Source organism: Burkholderia territorii, assembly GCF_902833055.1.
GTDB classification, from domain to species: Bacteria; Pseudomonadota; Gammaproteobacteria; order Burkholderiales; family Burkholderiaceae; genus Burkholderia; species Burkholderia territorii.
Genome location: NZ_CADFEJ010000001.1, coordinates 248,798 through 266,622, shown reverse-complemented (window position 1 = coordinate 266,622; position 17,825 = coordinate 248,798). Strand labels below are relative to the sequence as shown.

Annotated in this window: 18 protein-coding genes; 15 read left to right on the top strand and 3 right to left on the bottom strand. The window is 67.9% G+C overall.

Annotation, left to right across the window (positions count from 1 at the left end; genetic code table 11):
* Positions 1–40: 40 nt before the first annotated feature.
* The gene (locus HW466_RS01180) at positions 41–1,600 is read right to left on the bottom strand and encodes a methyl-accepting chemotaxis protein (RefSeq protein ID WP_059451103.1); all 1,560 of its coding nucleotides are present in this window, start codon (positions 1,598–1,600) and stop codon (positions 41–43) included.
* A gap of 228 nt (positions 1,601–1,828) precedes the next feature.
* Between HW466_RS01180 and HW466_RS01175 the strand changes: the two genes are divergently transcribed.
* Positions 1,829–3,343 carry an MDR family MFS transporter gene (locus HW466_RS01175; protein ID WP_060118303.1) on the top strand — a complete coding sequence of 505 codons (1,515 nt, stop codon included), beginning with the start codon at positions 1,829–1,831 and terminating at the stop codon, positions 3,341–3,343.
* 87 nt (positions 3,344–3,430) lie between these two features.
* Here HW466_RS01175 and HW466_RS01170 read toward each other — a convergent pair whose 3' ends face one another.
* The gene (locus HW466_RS01170; protein WP_174905480.1) at positions 3,431–4,429 is read right to left on the bottom strand and encodes a quinone oxidoreductase family protein; all 999 of its coding nucleotides are present in this window, start codon (positions 4,427–4,429) and stop codon (positions 3,431–3,433) included.
* A gap of 125 nt (positions 4,430–4,554) precedes the next feature.
* On the opposite strand from HW466_RS01170, the gene HW466_RS01165 reads away from it, so the two are divergent.
* From HW466_RS01165 to HW466_RS01125, 9 genes are all read left to right on the top strand, one after another.
* Entirely contained in the window at positions 4,555–5,478 is a 924-nt protein-coding gene (locus tag HW466_RS01165; protein WP_174905479.1) for a LysR family transcriptional regulator, read from the top strand.
* Positions 5,479–5,574: 96 nt separating this feature from the next.
* Positions 5,575–6,138, top strand: a complete 564-nt coding sequence (locus HW466_RS01160; protein ID WP_059451101.1) for a GNAT family N-acetyltransferase — start codon at positions 5,575–5,577, stop codon at positions 6,136–6,138.
* 9 nt (positions 6,139–6,147) lie between these two features.
* Positions 6,148–6,987: a MerR family transcriptional regulator gene (locus HW466_RS01155; protein WP_059507632.1), complete on the top strand. Its 840-nt coding sequence runs from the start codon at positions 6,148–6,150 to the stop codon at positions 6,985–6,987.
* Positions 6,988–7,110: 123 nt separating this feature from the next.
* Entirely contained in the window at positions 7,111–8,091 is a 981-nt protein-coding gene (locus tag HW466_RS01150) for a sulfonate ABC transporter substrate-binding protein (RefSeq protein WP_151006554.1), read from the top strand.
* A 277-nt stretch (positions 8,092–8,368) separates the two neighbouring features.
* Positions 8,369–9,043, top strand: a complete 675-nt coding sequence (locus tag HW466_RS01145; RefSeq protein WP_059793089.1) for a lysoplasmalogenase — start codon at positions 8,369–8,371, stop codon at positions 9,041–9,043.
* 243 nt (positions 9,044–9,286) lie between these two features.
* Positions 9,287–10,870, top strand: a complete 1,584-nt coding sequence (locus HW466_RS01140; protein WP_151005952.1) for a flavin-containing monooxygenase — start codon at positions 9,287–9,289, stop codon at positions 10,868–10,870.
* A 21-nt stretch (positions 10,871–10,891) separates the two neighbouring features.
* Positions 10,892–11,830, top strand: coding sequence for an SDR family NAD(P)-dependent oxidoreductase (locus HW466_RS01135; protein WP_059451097.1), 939 nt, complete (start codon positions 10,892–10,894; stop codon positions 11,828–11,830).
* The gene (locus tag HW466_RS01130) at positions 11,827–12,732 is read left to right on the top strand and encodes a metal-dependent hydrolase (protein ID WP_059507635.1); all 906 of its coding nucleotides are present in this window, start codon (positions 11,827–11,829) and stop codon (positions 12,730–12,732) included. The genes HW466_RS01135 and HW466_RS01130 overlap by 4 nt, the downstream gene beginning before the upstream one ends.
* 4 nt (positions 12,733–12,736) lie before the next feature.
* Positions 12,737–13,666, top strand: coding sequence for an alpha/beta fold hydrolase (locus tag HW466_RS01125; protein ID WP_151005950.1), 930 nt, complete (start codon positions 12,737–12,739; stop codon positions 13,664–13,666).
* Here the strand turns inward: HW466_RS01125 and HW466_RS01120 are convergent.
* A complete protein-coding gene (locus tag HW466_RS01120) occupies positions 13,627–14,181 on the bottom strand; it encodes a putative glycolipid-binding domain-containing protein (RefSeq protein WP_059792801.1) in 555 nt (184 codons plus the stop codon). The genes HW466_RS01125 and HW466_RS01120 overlap by 40 nt on opposite strands.
* Before the next feature lie 260 nt (positions 14,182–14,441).
* Here HW466_RS01120 and HW466_RS01115 point away from each other — a divergent pair, with 260 nt between their 5' ends.
* The 5 genes from HW466_RS01115 (at position 14,442) to HW466_RS01095 (ending at position 17,781) form a co-directional block, all read left to right on the top strand.
* The gene (locus tag HW466_RS01115) at positions 14,442–15,335 is read left to right on the top strand and encodes an urea transporter (RefSeq protein WP_174905478.1); all 894 of its coding nucleotides are present in this window, start codon (positions 14,442–14,444) and stop codon (positions 15,333–15,335) included.
* Positions 15,310–16,086, top strand: coding sequence for a class II aldolase/adducin family protein (locus HW466_RS01110; RefSeq protein ID WP_151005823.1), 777 nt, complete (start codon positions 15,310–15,312; stop codon positions 16,084–16,086). The genes HW466_RS01115 and HW466_RS01110 overlap by 26 nt, the downstream gene beginning before the upstream one ends.
* A 59-nt stretch (positions 16,087–16,145) precedes the next feature.
* Entirely contained in the window at positions 16,146–16,334 is a 189-nt protein-coding gene (locus HW466_RS01105) for a 4-oxalocrotonate tautomerase (protein WP_014898956.1), read from the top strand.
* Between the two features lie 334 nt (positions 16,335–16,668).
* Positions 16,669–17,247, top strand: a complete 579-nt coding sequence (locus tag HW466_RS01100; protein WP_151005825.1) for a hypothetical protein — start codon at positions 16,669–16,671, stop codon at positions 17,245–17,247.
* Positions 17,248–17,559: 312 nt separating this feature from the next.
* A complete protein-coding gene (locus HW466_RS01095; RefSeq protein WP_059507641.1) occupies positions 17,560–17,781 on the top strand; it encodes a hypothetical protein in 222 nt (73 codons plus the stop codon).
* Positions 17,782–17,825 lie beyond the last annotated feature (44 nt).

Here is a 17,825-nt window from a genome sequence, read left to right as displayed (position 1 = left end):
GGCGGGCGCGCGCAACCCAGCGCCCCGCCCGCGCCGCACGTCACGCGACGCGAAACGCGCCCACCGCCCGGCGCAGCCCGTCGGCCTGCTCCTCGAGCGACGCGGCGGCGGCCGCCGCCTGCTCGACCAGCGCCGCGTTCTGCTGCGACACCTGGTCCATCTGCGACACCGCGCGGTTCACCTGCTCGATCCCGTCGCGCTGCTCGTTCGACGCGGCCGCGATCTCGGTCATGATGCCCGTCACGCGGCCGATCGCCTGCTGGATGTCCTGCATCGTCGCGCCGGCCACGCCGACCAGCCGCGAACCCGTCGCGACGCGCTCGACCGATTCGCCGATCAGCGTGCGGATCTCCTTCGCGGCCGACGCCGAGCGCTGCGCGAGCGTGCGCACTTCACCCGCGACCACGGCGAAGCCGCGACCCTGCTCGCCCGCGCGCGCGGCTTCGACCGCCGCATTCAGCGCCAGGATGTTCGTCTGGAACGCGATGCCCTCGATCGTGCCGATGATGTCGGCCACCTTCTGCGAGCTCTGGTCGATCTCGTTCATCGTGCCGATCACTTCGCCGACGACCGCCGCGCCGCGCGTCGCGATCTGGCTCGCGTCGTCCGCGCACGCCTGCGCCTCCACCGCGTGATCGGCGTTCTGCTTCACGGTCGCCGTCAGCTGTTCCATGCTCGCGGCCGTCTGCTGCAATGCCGACGCCTGCTCCTCGGTGCGCTGCGACAGGTCGGTGTTGCCGGCCGCGATCTGGTGCGTGGCCGTCGAGATCGCTTCGGAGCCCTGCGTGACCTGGCGCACCGTATCGGCGAGGCTGCGCTGCATGCCCGTCACGCCCTTGACCAGCTCGGCCATCTCGTCGCGCGACGACCAGCGCACTTCCGACGTCAGGTCGCCGTCCGACAGGCGGCGGAAATGCGACAGCAGACGGTTCACCGGCTGCGTGATCGCGAAATGCAGGCCGATCGCGCAGCCGAGGCACGCGGCGAGACCGAACGCAATGCCGGCGATCGCGCCCGCGCGCATCCAGCCGTAATACGTCTGCGCGGTGTCGTAGACCTCCTTGCCGCGCGCGGCCTGGTACGCGTCGAGTGCATCGGTCGCCTGCGTGAGCGCGACCGACAGCGGCGGCGCGACCGTCATCAGCAGCCGGTCGGCATCGTCGCGATGTCCGGCACGGATCGCGTCGATCAACGGCTTCAACGCCTGTCCGATCAGCGCCTGGCGCGCGGCGTCGAGCCGCGTCGCGAGCGGGCCTTCGTCGCCGTCGTGCGGCATCGCCGCGTAGGTGCGCCACGCGGCGTCGGCCTTCGCCAGATAGTTTTCGGCCTTGGTGACGAGATCGGGCACTTCCGGCGCCTCGGGATGCAGCAGCGCGCGATCGAGTGTGGTGCGCACGATCGTCAGGTTCAGGCTCGCGGCCGACAGCGCGGTCTTCGCGGCCAGCTGGCGCGTATAGGCCTCGTCGAGCGCACGGTTCGAGCTCTGCATGCCGGTCAGGCCGATCAGGCCCGAGACGACGAGCAGCGCGGCGACGAGGCCGAGCGTGGAAAAAATCCGCGTGCGGATCGAGAAGCGGGAAAACAGGGCGTTCAGGTTCATGACGGGACGTGAGCGGAAAAAAGTGCCGCGGCAATCGGTCCGCGGCACTCTGGATTACGGTTTGCCTGCAAAAAACTTGAGCCCTGCCCTTTGCCGGGCTGATCGCGATCAATTTTCCCGCCCGCAATCTTCTGTTACGGCTGCAACAATTCCAGATGCGGCAGAAATTGACCAGGCAATCAATCGATTCTATATTTCGGTCAGTTTCCTGCCATGGCAGATATGTCGATGAGAACCGATACCCTCGTTACCCCGCCGGCCGCCGACGCGGCCCGCCGCGACGCGCCGACCGGGCTGATCGTCGCCGCACTGCTGCTGGTCATGCTGTTGTCCGCGCTCGACCAGACGATCGTGTCGACCGCGCTGCCGACCATCGTCGGCGAGCTCGGCGGCCTCGACCAGCTGTCGTGGGTCGTCACCGCGTACCTGCTGTCGTCGACGGTCGTGCTGCCGCTGTACGGCAAGCTCGGCGACCTGTACGGCCGCAAGATCGTGCTGCAGGCCGCGATCGTGCTGTTTCTCGCGGGCTCCGCGCTGTGCGGCGTCGCGCAGGACATGACGCAACTGATCGTGCTGCGCGCGCTGCAAGGCCTCGGCGGCGGCGGGCTGATGGTCGTCACGATGGCCGCGATCGGCGACCTCGTGCCGCCCGACCGCCGCGCGCGTTATCAGGGCATGTTCGGCGGCGTATACGGCCTCGCGACGATCATCGGGCCGCTGCTCGGCGGCTTCCTGGTCGAACACCTGTCGTGGCGCTGGATCTTCACGATCAACCTGCCGCTCGGTTTCGTCGCGCTCGCGGTGATCGGCATCGCGTTCCGGCCGCACACGGCGCACGTGAAGCACCGGATCGACTACATGGGCGCCGCGTTCCTCGCGACGGCCCTCACGTGCGTGATCCTGTTCACGAGCGAAGGCGGTTCGCTGCTGCCGTGGTCGTCGCCGCAGCTGTGGATGACGCTGGTGCTCGGCGTGGTCGCGGTCGGCGGCTTCATCTACGAGGAACGGCTCGCGGCCGAGCCGATCATGCCGCTCGACCTGTTCCGCCAGCGCACCTTCGTGCTGATGAGCCTGATCGGCTTCGTCGTCGGCATCGCGCTGTTCGGTTCGGTCACCTTCATTCCGCTCTATCTGCAGGTCGTGAAGGGCTCGACGCCGTCGCAGGCCGGCATGCAGCTGCTGCCGATGATGGGCGGGATGCTGGCGATGTCGGTCGCGAGCGGGCGGCTGATCTCGCGGTTCGGCACGTATCGGCCGTTTCCGATCGCGGGGACGCTGATCGGCGGCATCGCGATGGCACTGCTGTCGACGCTGTCGCTCGACACGCCGCTGCGGACGATGTACGCGTACATGGCGCTGCTCGGGATCGGGCTCGGCATGGTGATGCCGGTGCTCACGCTCGCCGTGCAGAACACGGTCGAATTCCGCCACATGGGCGTCGCGACGTCGGGCGTGACGTTGTTTCGCTCGATCGGCGGCTCGCTCGGCGTCGCGGCGTTCGGCGCGCTGTTCTCGCACGGGCTGCAGGCGCGGCTCACGCAAGCGCTGCCGGCCGGCACGGAGCTGCCCCCGGCGCTCGGCCCGGCGGCCGTCCACCAATTGCCCGATGCGGTGCGCGACGCGTATCTGCATGCGTTCGCCGGGTCGCTGCACGTCGTGTATCTCGCGGCCGCCGGCGTGATCGCGATCGCGTTCGTGCTTGCGTGGTTCGTCGAGAGCACGCCGCTGCGCAAGCATCACTGATCGGCGAGCGGGCGGCGGCACCGTGATCGCGGCGCCTGCCCGCCGCCAGGCGCCGCGCAACGGCCGCTCCCGATGCACGGTCCGCCGTCACGGCACCAGCACCACCGCGCCCGTCGTCTGTCGCGATTCCAGCAGACGATGCGCGTCGGCCGCCTGCTCGAGCGGCACGCGCGCGCCGATTTCGACGTGCATCCCGCCCACGAGCCGTTCGAGCGTCGCGCGCGCCGCCTCCCGGTACCCCGCCACGTCCCGCGCGATGAAGCCCAGCACGCTCGGCCGCGCCAGCGCAATCGAGCGGGCCGGGCCCAGTTCGTCGAGGTCGAACGTCTGCCGGGCGCCGATCGCGGCAACCTGGCCGATGCTCGCGACCATCCCGAACGGCCGGACCGCGCCGAGCGTACGCGTGAGCACGTCGCCGCCGATTCCGTCGATCGCATAGTCGACACCCGCGCCGCCGCCGAATGCGCGGGCCGCCGCGACGAAATCCGCCTCGCGATAGTCGATCACCGCCTCCGCGCCTCGCGCGCGCACCAGGGCGGCCTTCGCGGCCGAACCGACCGTGCCGATCACCCGCGCGCCGAGCGCGCGCGCCCATTGCGTCGCGAGCAATCCGACACCGCCCGCCGCCGCGTGCACGAGCACGGTGTCGCCCGCATGCACCTGACGCACGCGGTGCAGCAGCATGTAGACGGTAATGCCTTTCAGTAGCCCGCCCGCGACTGCGTCGTCGCTCACGCCGTCGGGCACGGGCACCACGCGCTCGGCAGGCAGCGTGCGCACGCTCGCGTAGCTGCCGGTCGGCAGCCCCGCATAGGCGACACGCTGCCCCGGGACCAGCCCCGTCACGCCGGCCCCGACCGCATCGATCACGCCGGCCGCCTCGACACCGAGCGCGTCCGGCAGTGCCGGCAACGGATGCGCGCCGGTCCTGAAATAGATGTCGACGAAGTTCACGCCGACGGCGGTCTGGCGAATCCGCACCTCGCCGGCGCCGGGCGGTGCGACGGGCGCATCGACGCGGCGCAGCACGCCGGCGTCGCCGTAGCGGTCGATGCCGATTCGGGTGGCGGTGGCAGTTTGGGTCATGACGTTCCTCGCAATCGAATGGTGTGACACGATCATCCCATCGTGCATAATCGATCGGAATTCCCGTTTTCCGCCCAATTACTGTGCAAAATTCGACCGATCCGCTGCCAGCATCCGCGCCGCCGATGAATTGGGACGACCTGCCCTATTTCCTGGCAGTGATGCGCGGCGGCAGCCTGTCGGCCGCCGCGCGAGCGCTACAGGTCCAGCATTCGACGGTCGCCCGGCGCATCGATGCGCTGGAGTCCGCAATCGGCATCCGGCTGTTCGACCGGCTGCCGCGCGGCTGGCCGCCGACCGACGAAGGCCTGCATCTCGCCGAGCATGCCGCCCGCGTCGAAGCCGACGTGCATGCATTCGCGCGCGCCGCGCAGGGAGCGGCGGCGCTCGATGGCGTCGTGCGCGTGTCGGCGTCGCCGGTATTCGCGAGCCACTTCCTCGCGCCGCGGCTCGCCCGCGCGCTGCGTGCGTGGCCCGCGCTGCGGATCGACCTGATGGGCGAGATGCAGGCGGCCAACCTGTACGCGCGCGAAGCGGACCTCGCGGTGCGCCTGTCGCGACCGACCGAACCGGGGCTGGCCGCGCGCCGGCTCGGCACGATGCGCTTCGCGCTGTGCGCGTCCCCCGACTGGGCCGCCGCGCCGCCCGACACCTGGGCATTTCTCGGCTACGACGACGCGCTCGCGCAAATGCCGCAGCAGCAATGGCTCGAACGCTTCGCGGCCGGGCGCCGCTTCGCGTTCATCGCCAACGACCTGGCCGCGCTGCATCGTGCGTGCGTGGCCGGCGCGGGCGTCGCGTTGCTGCCGCGCTTTCTCGTCGACACGTCGGCGACGGATGCCGACGCGGGCGCGGGCACGCCGCCGCTTCCCAGCGACCCGTCGCTGCCGCGCGCCGCCGCGCTCGTCGAGTTGACGTCCGTGCCTCGTTGCGATGTCGAGCGCGAGATCTGGCTCGTCGTCCACCCGGACGTGCGGCGCTCGCCGCGCGTGCAGCGCGTCGCGGACGCAATCGCCGACGCGGTTCGCGAAGCGGACGGGCATTTGTAGGCCCCGGCTCCTGCCGAGCGCGCGACGCGATCCATGCCTTTACGGCGCCGCGTCGCGGCGGGCATAGTAGCGGTTTCGTCCGATCGCTCCGCCACCATGTCCGCCGCCCCCGCCTGCGTCGTCGTCCGCGACGCGACCGATGCCGATCTCGCCGCCATTCACGCGATCTACGCGCACCACGTGCGCCACAGCGTCGCGTCGTTCGAAGAGACGCCGCCCGACGTCGACGAACTGCGGGCCCGCCGCGACGCGGTGCTGCGCCACGGGCTGCCTTATCTCGTCGCCGAATGCGACGGCCGCATCGCCGGCTACGCGTACGCGACGCCGTATCGCACACGCACGGCGTACCGTCACACGATCGAGGATTCGATCTACATCGACGACGCGCAGCGCGGCCGCGGCATCGGCCGCGCGCTCCTCGCGGCGCTGATCGCGCGTTGCGAGGCCGGCCCGTGGCGGCAGATGATCGCGGTGATCGCCGACGGCGGCACCGGCGGCTCGACTTCGCTGCACAGCGCATTCGGTTTCGAGCCGGCGGGCGTGCTCAAGGCGGTCGGTTTCAAGCACGGCCGCTGGATCGATACCGCGCTGATGCAGCGCGCGCTCGGCGACGGCGCACGCACGCTGCCCGCCTCGCCCGAGCCTGTCGCGTCGCGCTAGAATGGCCGCATGCCAAAACAGACTCCAACCATGCCAGACGAGGCCGCGGCGGATTCCCGCAACGAGTACACGGTCGACGAACTCGCACGCGTGTCCGACACGACCGTGCGCAACGTCCGCGCATACCAGGATCGCGGCCTGCTCGCGCCGCCCGAGAAGCGCGGGCGCGTCGGCATCTACGACGACACGCACGTCGCGCGCCTGAAGCTGATCAACCACCTGCTCGCGCGCGGCTATACGCTGTCGAACATCCAGGACCTGATCAAGGCGATCGACGAAGGCCACGACCTGCGCTCGATCCTCGGCCTGGAAAACGCGATCGGCGGCCGCTGGTCGCACGAACTGCCGAAAACCTATTCGCTCGCCGCGCTCGCGCAGATGTTCGGCCCGCAGACGGCATCGCAACTGTCGCGCGTGACCGAACTCGGCCTGCTCGAACGGCGCGGCCTGTCGTTCGTCGCGAAAAGCCCCGCGCTGCTCGAGGCAGCGGCCGCGATGACGAAGGAAGGCATCCCGCCGCGCGAGCTGCTCGACGTGATCAGCCTCGCGCGGCCGCACTTCGACGCGATCGCGCGGCTGCTCGTCGATCTCGTCGTGAAGCGGCTCGACCGTTACGACGCGGGCACGCTGCCGCCGGTCAACGACGTGCCCGCGCTCGTCGACGCGATCTGGCGGCTGCGCCCGCTCGCGGCCGTGTTCGTCGAAGGCGAGACGAACCGCGCGCTCGAGGCGGCGGCAAGCGCCTATCTCGGCGGCCGCGTCGCGACGATCCTCGACAAGAAGCTGAGCGACGAAGCGGCACGGCAGGCCGGCACGGCCGATCCGCAAGCCGACGGCGACAAAGCATAGGCGCGCCGGCGTCATATTCATATCGGCAATGCTTCGTTTGCGGGCCCGATCGCCCGTGCGACGATTCTTCCACCCGAGCGGCACGCGCCGCTCCCCGAAGACGTTTCGCATGGAGTCCGTTCGATGATTCGTTTCACCCGCTGGATCACCCGCGCCGCCGCGACGACGCTCGTCGCGCTCACCGCCACCGCCGCGCTCGCGCAGGGCAGCACCGACAAGGTTGTGCGCATCGGCTTCCAGAAGGCCGGCCTGCTGTCCGTCGTCAAGACGCAGGGCTCGCTCGAGGCGCGGCTCAAGCCGCTCGGCTACGACGTCCGGTGGTTCGAATTCCCGGCCGGCCCGCAATTGCTCGAAGCGCTGAATGCGAACAGCATCGACTTCGGCTACACGGGCGCGCCGCCGCCGGTGTTCGCGCAGGCGGCCGGCGTGCGCTTCGTGTACGTCGGCGCGGAACCGCCGTCGCCGCACAATGAAGCCGTGTTCGTGAAAGCCGATTCGCCGGTCCGCTCGCTCGCCGACCTGCGCGGCAAGAAGGTCGCGCTGCAGAAAGGCTCGAGCGCGAACTACCTGCTGCTCGAGGCGCTGAAAAAGGCCGGCGTGGGCTACGACGAGATCCGCCCCGTGTACCTGCCGCCCGCCGACGCGCGCGCCGCGTTCGAGAGCGGCAACGTCGACGCGTGGGCCGTCTGGGATCCGTACTACGCGGCCGCCCAGAATTCGCTGAAGATCCGCACGCTGTCCGACTACACGGGCCTCACGCCCGCGAACAACTTCTACGAGGCAACGCGCGACTTCGCGGAGCAGCATCCCGACGTGGTCGGCACGATCCTGAAGCAATTGCGCGAAACGGGCCTGTGGGTCAATGGGCATCCGGCCGAGACGGCCGCGCTGATCGCGCCGAAGGTCGGCCTGCCGCTGCCGCTCGTCGAAACGTGGCTCAAGCGCGTGCCGTTCGGCGCGGTGCCGGTCGACGAGAAGATCGTCGCGGTTCAGCAAGGCGTGGCCGATGCCTTTTATGCGGCGAAGCTGATTCCGCAAAAGCTGAGCGTCGCGGACAACGCGTGGAGCGACAAGCGCGTCGCGAGCGCGCTCGCGGCCAAGTAACGCGCGGCGGGCGCTCGTTCGAGCAAGGCGGCCGGGGTACCCTCCCCGTCCGCTTTTCTCGTTCCACCGCCGCCGTATGCGCACGCCGGCTACGTGCATCGCCGCATCCCTCTAGCGCCGCGAACACGTCGACCCGCACGCGGGATGTGCGGCCGGAACCATGCGCTAGAAGGATTCCCCGGTTTTCCCCCACCCGTTCTTCCGGATAATGGCCTGCAGCCGCGCTCACGACAGCGCGCCGTCCATCGCAGACGACAACAATCCGGAGACACCCGCCTTGATCGCTACCCTCCCAGCCACCTATCGCCGGCTCTGGCCGCTCGCGGTCGCCGCCGCGCTGCTGTACGGGCTGTCGCTCGCGGCCGCGCCCTATCCCGGCCAGGCCGTCGCGAAAGCCGCGATGGGCATCCTGCTGCTCGCGGCCGGCGGCACCTGCGCGGCACCGCGCGAACGGGCATGGCTATGCGCGGCGCTCGCCACGGCCGTGCTCGGCGACGTGCTGCTCGCGCTGCCGGACTGGCCGCTGTCGTTCGTCCTCGGGCTCGGCGCGTTCCTGCTGACACACCTGTGCTACAGCGCGATCTTCGTGCGCTGGCGCGCGCGGCCGCACGGCTGGCGCATCCTCGCGCTGATCGGCCTGTGGATCGCCGCGCCGGCGTTCTACGCCGCATTCCTCCCGCACCTCGGCGAGCTGCTCGCGCCGGTCGCCATCTACATGCTCGTGCTGTGCGCGATGGCAAGCTTCGCGCTCGCCGCACGCACGCGCGGCCCGCTGGTCGCCATCGGCAGCCTGATCTTCGTCGGCTCCGACACGCTGATCGGCGTCGGGCGGTTCCTCGGCGGCTTTCCCGGCATCGACTATCTGATCTGGGGCCTCTACGCGCTCGCGCAGGTCACGATCGTCGCCGGGGTTTTCCATGAGACGGCTGCCCGGACGATCCGGCCCCGATAGTGTTTCAAACAGGCCGCCGCGCGCCGGTGGCCTCCTCCGCCGCCGCTCCCGCCCTGCCGGCGGCCGTTTCCGCGCATTCCGCAATGCGGAAACCGACCCGTTCCAAACCTCGCTCAGCCTTTCCCCGCGCGGCTTCCGGCCCTTAGAGCGCCGCTTCTAGCCTCTTGCGGTTTCCGGGTTCACCCACTATCGTTACATCACACAATGTAACATTCAAAAATGAGCCAGATCGGAGACACCCGGATGAATGCTCGCACGTTGCCTTTCGGCCCGCCCGGCCATGACGGCCCGGACGAAACCATCGACATCGCTATCATCGGCACCGGCTTCGCCGGTCTCGGGATGGCCATTCGCCTGCGGCAGACCGGCGTGACCGACTTCGTCGTTCTCGAGAAGGCCGCGTCGGTCGGCGGCACGTGGCGCGACAACCATTACCCCGGGTGTGCGTGCGACGTGCAATCGCACGTCTATTCGTTCTCGTTCGCGCCGAACCCGCGCTGGACGCGCATGTTCGCGCCGCAGCCGGAGATCCGCGCGTATCTGGAAGATTGCGTGCAGCGCTTCGGCGTCGGCCCGCACCTGCGCCTGAACCACGAATTGCAGCGCGCGGAATACGACGAAGCCGCGCAACGCTGGCGCCTCACGTTCGCGAACGGCAAACGGCTGTCGGCGCGCGTGCTGGTGTCGGGGATGGGCGGGCTGTCGCGCGCCGCGCTGCCGGCGATTCCCGGTGTGGAGGACTTCAAGGGCCACGCGTTCCATTCGCAGCAGTGGGATCACGACTACGCGCTCGAAGGCAAGCGCGTCGCGGTGATCGGCACCGGCGCGAGCGCGATCCAGTTCGTGCCGCAGATTGCCCCGCGCGTGAAGGAACTCGCGCTGTTCCAGCGCACGCCGCCGTGGATCATGCCGAAGCCCGATCGCAACCTGACCGGCCTCGAGAAATGGCTGTTCCGCACGCTGCCGTTCACGCAGAAAATCGTGCGCAGCGGCATCTACTGGATGCTCGAATCGCGCGTGCTCGGCTTCGCGATCCATCCGTCGCTGATGAAGAACGTGCAGAAGCTCGCGCTGCGCCATATCCGCAAGCAGATTCCCGATCCGGAACTGCGCAAGGCCGTCACGCCGAACTACACGCTCGGCTGCAAGCGCGTGCTGATCTCGAACGACTACTACCCGGCGCTGTCGCGCAAGAACGTCGACGTGATCACGACCGGCATCGACCATATCGAAGCCGACGCGGTCGTGACGACCGACGGCAAGCGTCATGAGGTCGACTGCCTGATCTACGGCACGGGCTTCCAGGTCGCCGATCCGTATCCGCGCGGCGCGATCATCGGCCGCGGCGGCCTCGACATCGTCGATGCCTGGCGCGACGGCGCGCACGCGTATCTCGGCACGACGCTGCCGGGCTACCCGAACTTCTTCATGATCGTCGGCCCGAACACCGGCCTCGGTCACAACTCGATGGTGTTCATGATCGAGTCGCAGATCGAATACATCCTCGGCGCGCTGAACGCGATGCGCCGCGAACGCGCCGATGCGATCGAGGTGCGCCCGCTCGTCGAGGCGCAGTACAACAGCGACCTGCAGGGCAAGCTGAAGAAGGCGATCTGGTCGACGGGAGGCTGCAAGAGCTGGTACCTCGATCCGCGCACCGGCAAAAACACGACCCTGTGGCCCGGCTTCACGTGGCGCTTCCGCCAGGCGACCGCGCACTTCTCGATCGCCGATTACCACGCGTATCGCGCGCCGAGCCACGACACGACCGCGCGGCCCGTCGCCGCGCCCGCCGCTTCCGCTTCCACTTCCGCCGAAGCGGCCTGAGTCAGACAAGGAGCCACCGACATGAGAGATTTCTCCAACAAGGTTGCCGCGATCACGGGCGCGGGCTCGGGCATGGGCCGCTCGCTCGCCGTTCAGCTCGCGCAGGCGGGCTGCCACGTGTCGCTCGCGGACAAGAACGGCGTCGGCCTCGCCGAAACCGAGCGGATCGTGCGGGCCATCGCGCCGAACGTGCGCGTGTCGACGCGCGTGCTCGACGTCGGCGACCGCGACGCGATGTTCGCGTGGGCCGACGACACCGCGAAGGAACACGGCAAGGTCAACCTGATCTTCAACAACGCGGGCGTCGCGCTGTCGAGCACGATCGAAGGCATGGAGTACAGCGATCTCGAGTGGATCGTGAACATCAACTTCTGGGGCGTCGTGCATGGCACGAAGGCGTTCCTGCCGCACCTGAAGGCATCGGGCGACGGTCACGTGATCAACACGTCGAGCATCTTCGGGATCTTCTCGCAGCCGGGGATGAGCGGCTACAACGCGACCAAGTTCGCGGTGCGCGGCTTCACCGAATCGCTGCGGCAGGAACTCGACATGATGAAGTGCGGCGTGTCCGCCACCTGCGTGCATCCGGGCGGCATCCGCACCAACATCGCGCAATCGAGCCGCGTCGCGAAGAACATGGTCGGCTTCATCGTCGAGAGCGAGCAGCAAGGCAAGGACAGCTTCGAGAAGTTCTTCATCACGACCGCCGACGACGCCGCGCGCACGATCCTCGCCGGCGTGCGCAAGAACAAGCGCCGCGTGCTGATCGGCCGCGACGCGAAAGCGGCGGACTGGATGGCGCGTACGCTGCCGGCCGCATACCAGGCGCTCGTCGTGCTCGCGACGCGCCGCGAGGCCGCGAAGGCCCGCCGCGCGGCGTCGCGCTACGGCGCGCCGGCGGCCGCGCCGCTTCACGCCACCTACAACAACGCAGGCAATCAGGGAGGAGAACAATCATGACGACCCCGCACATGATGCCGGTACGGCGCGACATCCGTTTCGCGCTGCCGCCCGAACGCGCGAAGGACTGGCACGTCCAGGGCGTGCCCGTCACGCACTTCATGAACGCGCTGTCGCTGCTGTTCCCGGCCGGCGAGCGCTTCTTCATGGATTCGGTGCGCAACTACCGCGACCGCATCGAGGATCCCGAACTGAAGAAGCAGGTGCTCGGCTTCATCGGCCAGGAAGCGATGCACACGCGCGAGCACATCGAGTACAACGACCTGCTGCAGTCGTCCGGCCTGCCCGCGCACAAGCTCGACAAGCGGCTGTGGGCGATCCTCGGCTTCTTCAAGAAGGTGCTGCCGCATTCGATGCAGCTCGCGATCACGATCGCGCTCGAACACTACACGGCGATCCTCGCGAACCAGCTGCTGTCGGGCCACGAACACCGGATCGACGGATCGGTCGAAGGCTATCAGCAGATGTGGATGTGGCACGCGATGGAGGAAACCGAGCACAAGGCCGTGTCGTACGACGTATGGAACGCCGTGATGAAGCCGGGCCTCGGCAGCTACCTGCTGCGCACGGGCACGATGCTGACGACGACGGTGTTGTTCTGGGCGATCGTGTTCGACTTCCACGTTCGCCTGATGCTCGCGCACCGTCGCGAGCACGGCAGGTTCGGCGGCATGTGGCGCCTCGTCAAGTACCTGTACAGCCCGAAGCACGGCGTATTCCCGAGCATCGCGCGCGAATGGCTCGACTACTTCCGCCCCGGCTTCCATCCGTGGGACCACGACAACCATCAGTACCTGCAGGGGCTCGACACGCTGCTCGCGAACATCGACGCGACCAACGCGCGCCATGCCGCGCAGGCCGCCCCGCGCCGCGTGCCGCTGCATCCGGTTGCGCAGGCATGACGTCATGGCGCGCACACACGAGATGCTGACCGTCCGCTCCGGCGACGTGAAGCTCGCCGTCTACGTCAGCGGACCGCGGCGCGCGCCGCCGCTGATCCTCGTGCACGGTTATCCCGATTCGGCGGCCGTGTGGGCGCCGGTCCGTGCTCGGCTCGCGAAGCGCTATCGCGTGATCGCGTACGACGTGCGGGGCGCAGGCGCATCCGATGCGCCGCGCCGCCGCGCGGACTACGCGCTCGCGCGGCTCGCGGAGGACCTGAAGGCGGTGGCCGACGCGACGTGCGGCGGCCGGCCGTTCCATCTGGTCGGTCACGACTGGGGATCGATCCAGTGCTGGGAGGCCGTGACCGATCCCGCGTTTCGCGGCCGGATCGCGTCGTTCACGTCGATCTCGGGCCCGTGCCTCGACCACGTGTTCCGCGCGAAGATGCGGCTCAAGCAAAGCCTGAAGTCGTGGTACATCGCGTTCTTCCACCTGCCAGTCGTGCCGTCGCTGGTCTGGCGCCTCGGCGGCGCCGCGCTGTGGCCGCGCTGGCTGCAACTGACCGAGCGCGTGCGGCCGGAGCGCGATCCCGCGCAGTTGAAGAACGCGCTGAACGGGTTGCAGCTTTACCGCGCGAACTTCCTCGCGCGGGCGAGAAAGCCGCGCGAGCGATATGCGCAGGCGCCGGTGCAGATCCTCGTGCCGGTGCGCGACCGCTACGTCACGCCCGAGATGTCGGTCGACCTCGATCGCTGGCTCGGCGAGCACGTGCGCGAGGAAATCGACGGCGCGCACTGGATCGTGATGCGCAATCCGGAGCTGATCGCGGCCCGAATCGACCGGTTCGCGGCCGCGCATGAAAGGCCGGCGGTCGCGGCAGCACCGGCGGCAGCGACGCAAGCGGCGACGGTTCAGCGCAATGCCGGCAGGCGCCTGAACAGCGTCTCGTAGTCGATCACGAGCCCGTCGGCGTCGATGTCCATTTCCGCCGTGAAGTTTCGGAAAATGCCTTCGTAGCGGTAGCGCCGGCCCGGCTCGATGCACGTATACGCCTGCTTGACCGGCGTCACCTTCAGGTCGGGCGTCGAAACGTATGCGACGTCGATCGGCCGCCGCTCGCCGCGTGCGAGACCGAGGCGGCCGATCGGCAGCGAATTCGTGAACGGCGTCGCCGCGATGTCGATGTCGACACAACCGTCCAGTTCCGGCAGCGCGCGGCCCGAACCGTCGCGCCAATGCCCGGCGCCGTCGCCCTGCAACGCCAGCGTGCCGCCGCCCATCACCTTGAGCACCGCGTACGTCACGCGCCAGCGGGAATCGCATTCGACGCGATACGCGAGCCCGTAGGCGCGGCCGTAGCGCTGGCCGACCACCGCGCTTTCGACGACGATGCCGCCGGCGCTCCGGTCGAATGTCAGATGTTCGACGCCGTCGCCCTCCAGCGACGCCCAACGCACCTCGCGCATGCTTTCGCCTCCCGATCGATTCGATGTCGGTCATCGTCGCACGAATTCCGCTCGGCGACGCAAACGGCCGCGAGAACCGGCCAGTGCCACGAACCCGCCCACCGACACCGGCAATGTGTCGCGACACCGCCAATGCAGCCCCCGGCATCGCCATTCCCCAATTCGGGGCATCCACCACAAATCCTGACTATCCAGAATTCCCTATTCCGGTGCACGGCATTGTGTCCTATGCTCGCGGCTCCTCCTGTCCCACCGCCGCCATGCCTGTCGCCCGCCCTGCCTCGCCGTCGATCGACCTGCGCACCCTGCTGCGCGGCGTCGGGCAAATGGTGCTGCAGGCGAATGCAGTCACCGGCGCGCTGTTGCTCGCCGCGCTGGCGCTGACCGACCTGCGGCTCGCATCCGCGGCGCTGGTCGGCTCGGCCGCCGCCAGCATGGTCGCCGTGCTCACGGGCAGCGAGCCCCGCGACATCGAACAAGGGCTGCACGGCTTCAACGGCGCGCTCGCCGCGCTGATCGCCGTGCTGTTCGCGCCTTCGTCGCTCGCCGCCATCGCGCTCGTGCCGGTGGTCTCGATCGGCGCGGCGCTCGTGCAGCGCGCGATGCGTGTGCCGCTCGCCCGCTGGCGCCAGTGCCCGTATTCGAGCCCGTGCCTCGTCGTCACCGCGCTGTGGCTGCCGTTTGTTGCTTCGCAGCATCCGAGCGATGCGGCGACGACTGCGCCGCTTACGCTGCCTGCCGTCGCCGATGCGCTGTTGTCGGGCCTCGCACAGACCACCTTTGCGCAAGGCCCGTGGGCTGGCATGCTGATCGTCGCCGGCCTCGCCGTCGCGTCGCGCCGCGCGGCCGCATTCGCGCTCGGCGGCGCGATCGTGTCGACCGTGCTGCTCGTCGCGTCCGGCGCGAACGGCACGTCGTTCGCGGATGGCCTGCTCGGCATCAACGGCGCGCTTGCCGCGCTCGCGCTGATGCCGCGCGGGCCGCGCGCGGCGTTCGCCGCCGCCGCACTCGCCGCGCTGATCCAGTGGCTCGCGACGCGCGCGGACCTGCCTGCGTTCACGGCCCCGTTCGCTGTCGCGTCGTGGATCACGGTGATCGTCGCGCGCCGCTTCACCCTCGGAGAACCCGATGTCGTCATTCGCACACCGTCCTGACACCGTGAAGCCCGGCGGGCCGATCTCGGACGCCGAGCGCCGGGTGCGTGTCGATCTCGCCGCCGCCTATCGCCTCGTCGCGCTGAACGGCTGGGACGACCTGATCTACACCCATCTGTCCGCGACGGTGCCGGGCGAACCCGGGCATTTCCTGATCAACCCGTTCGGCCTTGCGTTCGACGAGGTACGCGCATCGAATCTCGTGAAGATCGACCTGGCCGGCAACCGGATCGGCGACGGCGAGCACGCAGTCAACGTGACCGGCTTCGCGCTCCACGCGGCCGTGCATGCGGCACGGCCGGACGCCGTCTGCGTGATGCATCTGCACAATACGGCCGGCATCGCCGTGTCGATCCAGCGCGACGGGCTGCTGCCCGCGTCGCAGCACGCGCTGCGGTTTCACGGCGATCTCGCGTATCACGACTACGAGGCGCTCGCGTTCTCGCCGGCCGAAGGCGCGCGGCTGACCGCCAGCCTCGGCGCGAAATCCGCGATGCTGTTGCGCAATCACGGCACGCTGACGGTCGGCCGGACCGTCGCCGAGGCGTATGTCTTGATGGATACGCTGATCAAGGCCTGCGACATCCAGATCCGCGCGCAGGCAGGCGGCGGGCCGCTCGTGTTGCCGGAACCGGCCGTCGCCACGCGCACCGCGGCGCAGTTGCGCGACGGCGGCGCGATCGAGGGCGAACTGGAATGGCCGGCGCTGCTGCGCCGCCTCGACCGGATCGACCCGTCGTATCGCGACTGAACGCCCGCCCTCGACACTCTCCCGACGAATCGTTCAACCCACCATCGGAGTATCCAGTCATGCCGACATTCAATATCCAGTTGTTCGAAGGCCGCACGGTCGAGCAGAAGCGTGCGTTCGTCGAGGCGATCACGCGCGTCACGTGCGAGACGCTCGGGTGCGACCCGGGCTCGGTCGACATCATTCTCGCCGACGTGAAGAAGGAAAACTGGGCGACGGCGGGCAAGCTGTGGAGCGACGAGCGCTGAATAGTGCCGCTCGATCTGCGGGTGTGTTGCGCTTGAACTCCCGCTACTCGAATGCCTCCTTTTTCACGTCGAAAAAGGAGGCCTGCAATTCGCACATGTCGAATTCCGCCGCTATCTCGATATATTGGCGTTGACAATCAGTCTCGCGGCAATTAGCTTTCGTTGGCACAGGCATCTTCCGATTTTCCGTATATCAATCTGCATAACCAATCAAATTCAATAAATCAGCATCCGAAACACTCCAGCCAGCCAATCGCCCCAGCGGCGGCGCCAGCAATGAAATCCGGCAATCAAGACCGAGCCGATCTTCAACCCATCATTGCAGGCCAACGCCATGAAAATCACGACACTCAAAGGCTATTTTGCTGCGCTGCTGTTTTCTTTGATTTCCTTCTCGAGCACCGGCTTCGGAAGCTCGTTGGCAATTGAATCCGTCAGACCAACTCCTTCGCTTGCCGTGCGGATATGGGAAGCGGTCGAAAACGGTACAGACTACAAAATCGTCAAGGTATCCCAAGAACGTTTTCTAATCGTCTACGGAAACAAGAACAATATTTCAGGGTACATCGTCTACGATCAACGAAACGGTCCAACCGGCACCGAGTATATTCCGGGGACGTCGATTTCGTCCGACATCACGATCGGAATTCAGGAGACGAGCAGTCAATCGATCGGTGTGATGCTGAGCATCGACGGCGACACCACGAGCTTTGTCGCAAAGCCCTACCGGTCTCGCCACAAGGTTCAAGAAGAGATCCGTCCGGGAAAGTGGTCCACGGTGGTTTCGGGTACCGCGATGCAACTGCAGATCGCCCCAAACCTCGTGGACGTTTCCATCAATATCGGCAAATGCCGGCTGACCGGAAAGATGAAATCTTCCAGTCGGGAGCATGTCTATCGCGTGACGACATGACCGGCAACGACGACTTGTCAGATGACAGGTCAGCAAGCAATTGACGCCGAGTTAGTATTTTCGGACGACCTGGCTGTCGTCTATACGACGAAACGAGAGTCAGCGAACTTCATTTTCCTCGGTCCCGTGGCCAGTGCGCGCGCACTCGACACGACACCGGAACCCCGACACACGTCGGCCTGTGCGCAATGGCGAGCAATGTGCAGAGCAAAATGCTCGGCAATGACTTTGCCCACCGGCAACTTCGGATTCAAGTTCTGGAACTGCGTCAACAGCTGCAATGCGTTGGCGGGATGCTAAAAGGGCGAACAAGTGATCTCAGACAAGCAAATCGCAAGTGTTCTCAACGACATGATCTTGCAAATGGGAGCCGACCTGGATCGCTCCCTGCTGGAAGTCAAGGCATCGTGTCCGGAGTCGGAATTCGTCGCCTATCGCGAATTCGTATCGCAACTGCTGACCACGATGCTGATCGACTTCATGAATCCGCTCTACGCGCGACACCCCGAGCTGAAACCGCCGGACCTGGCCTGACGCCCCCGTGCAACGCCCAGCGCCGGCGTTGCACGCGGCTTCCC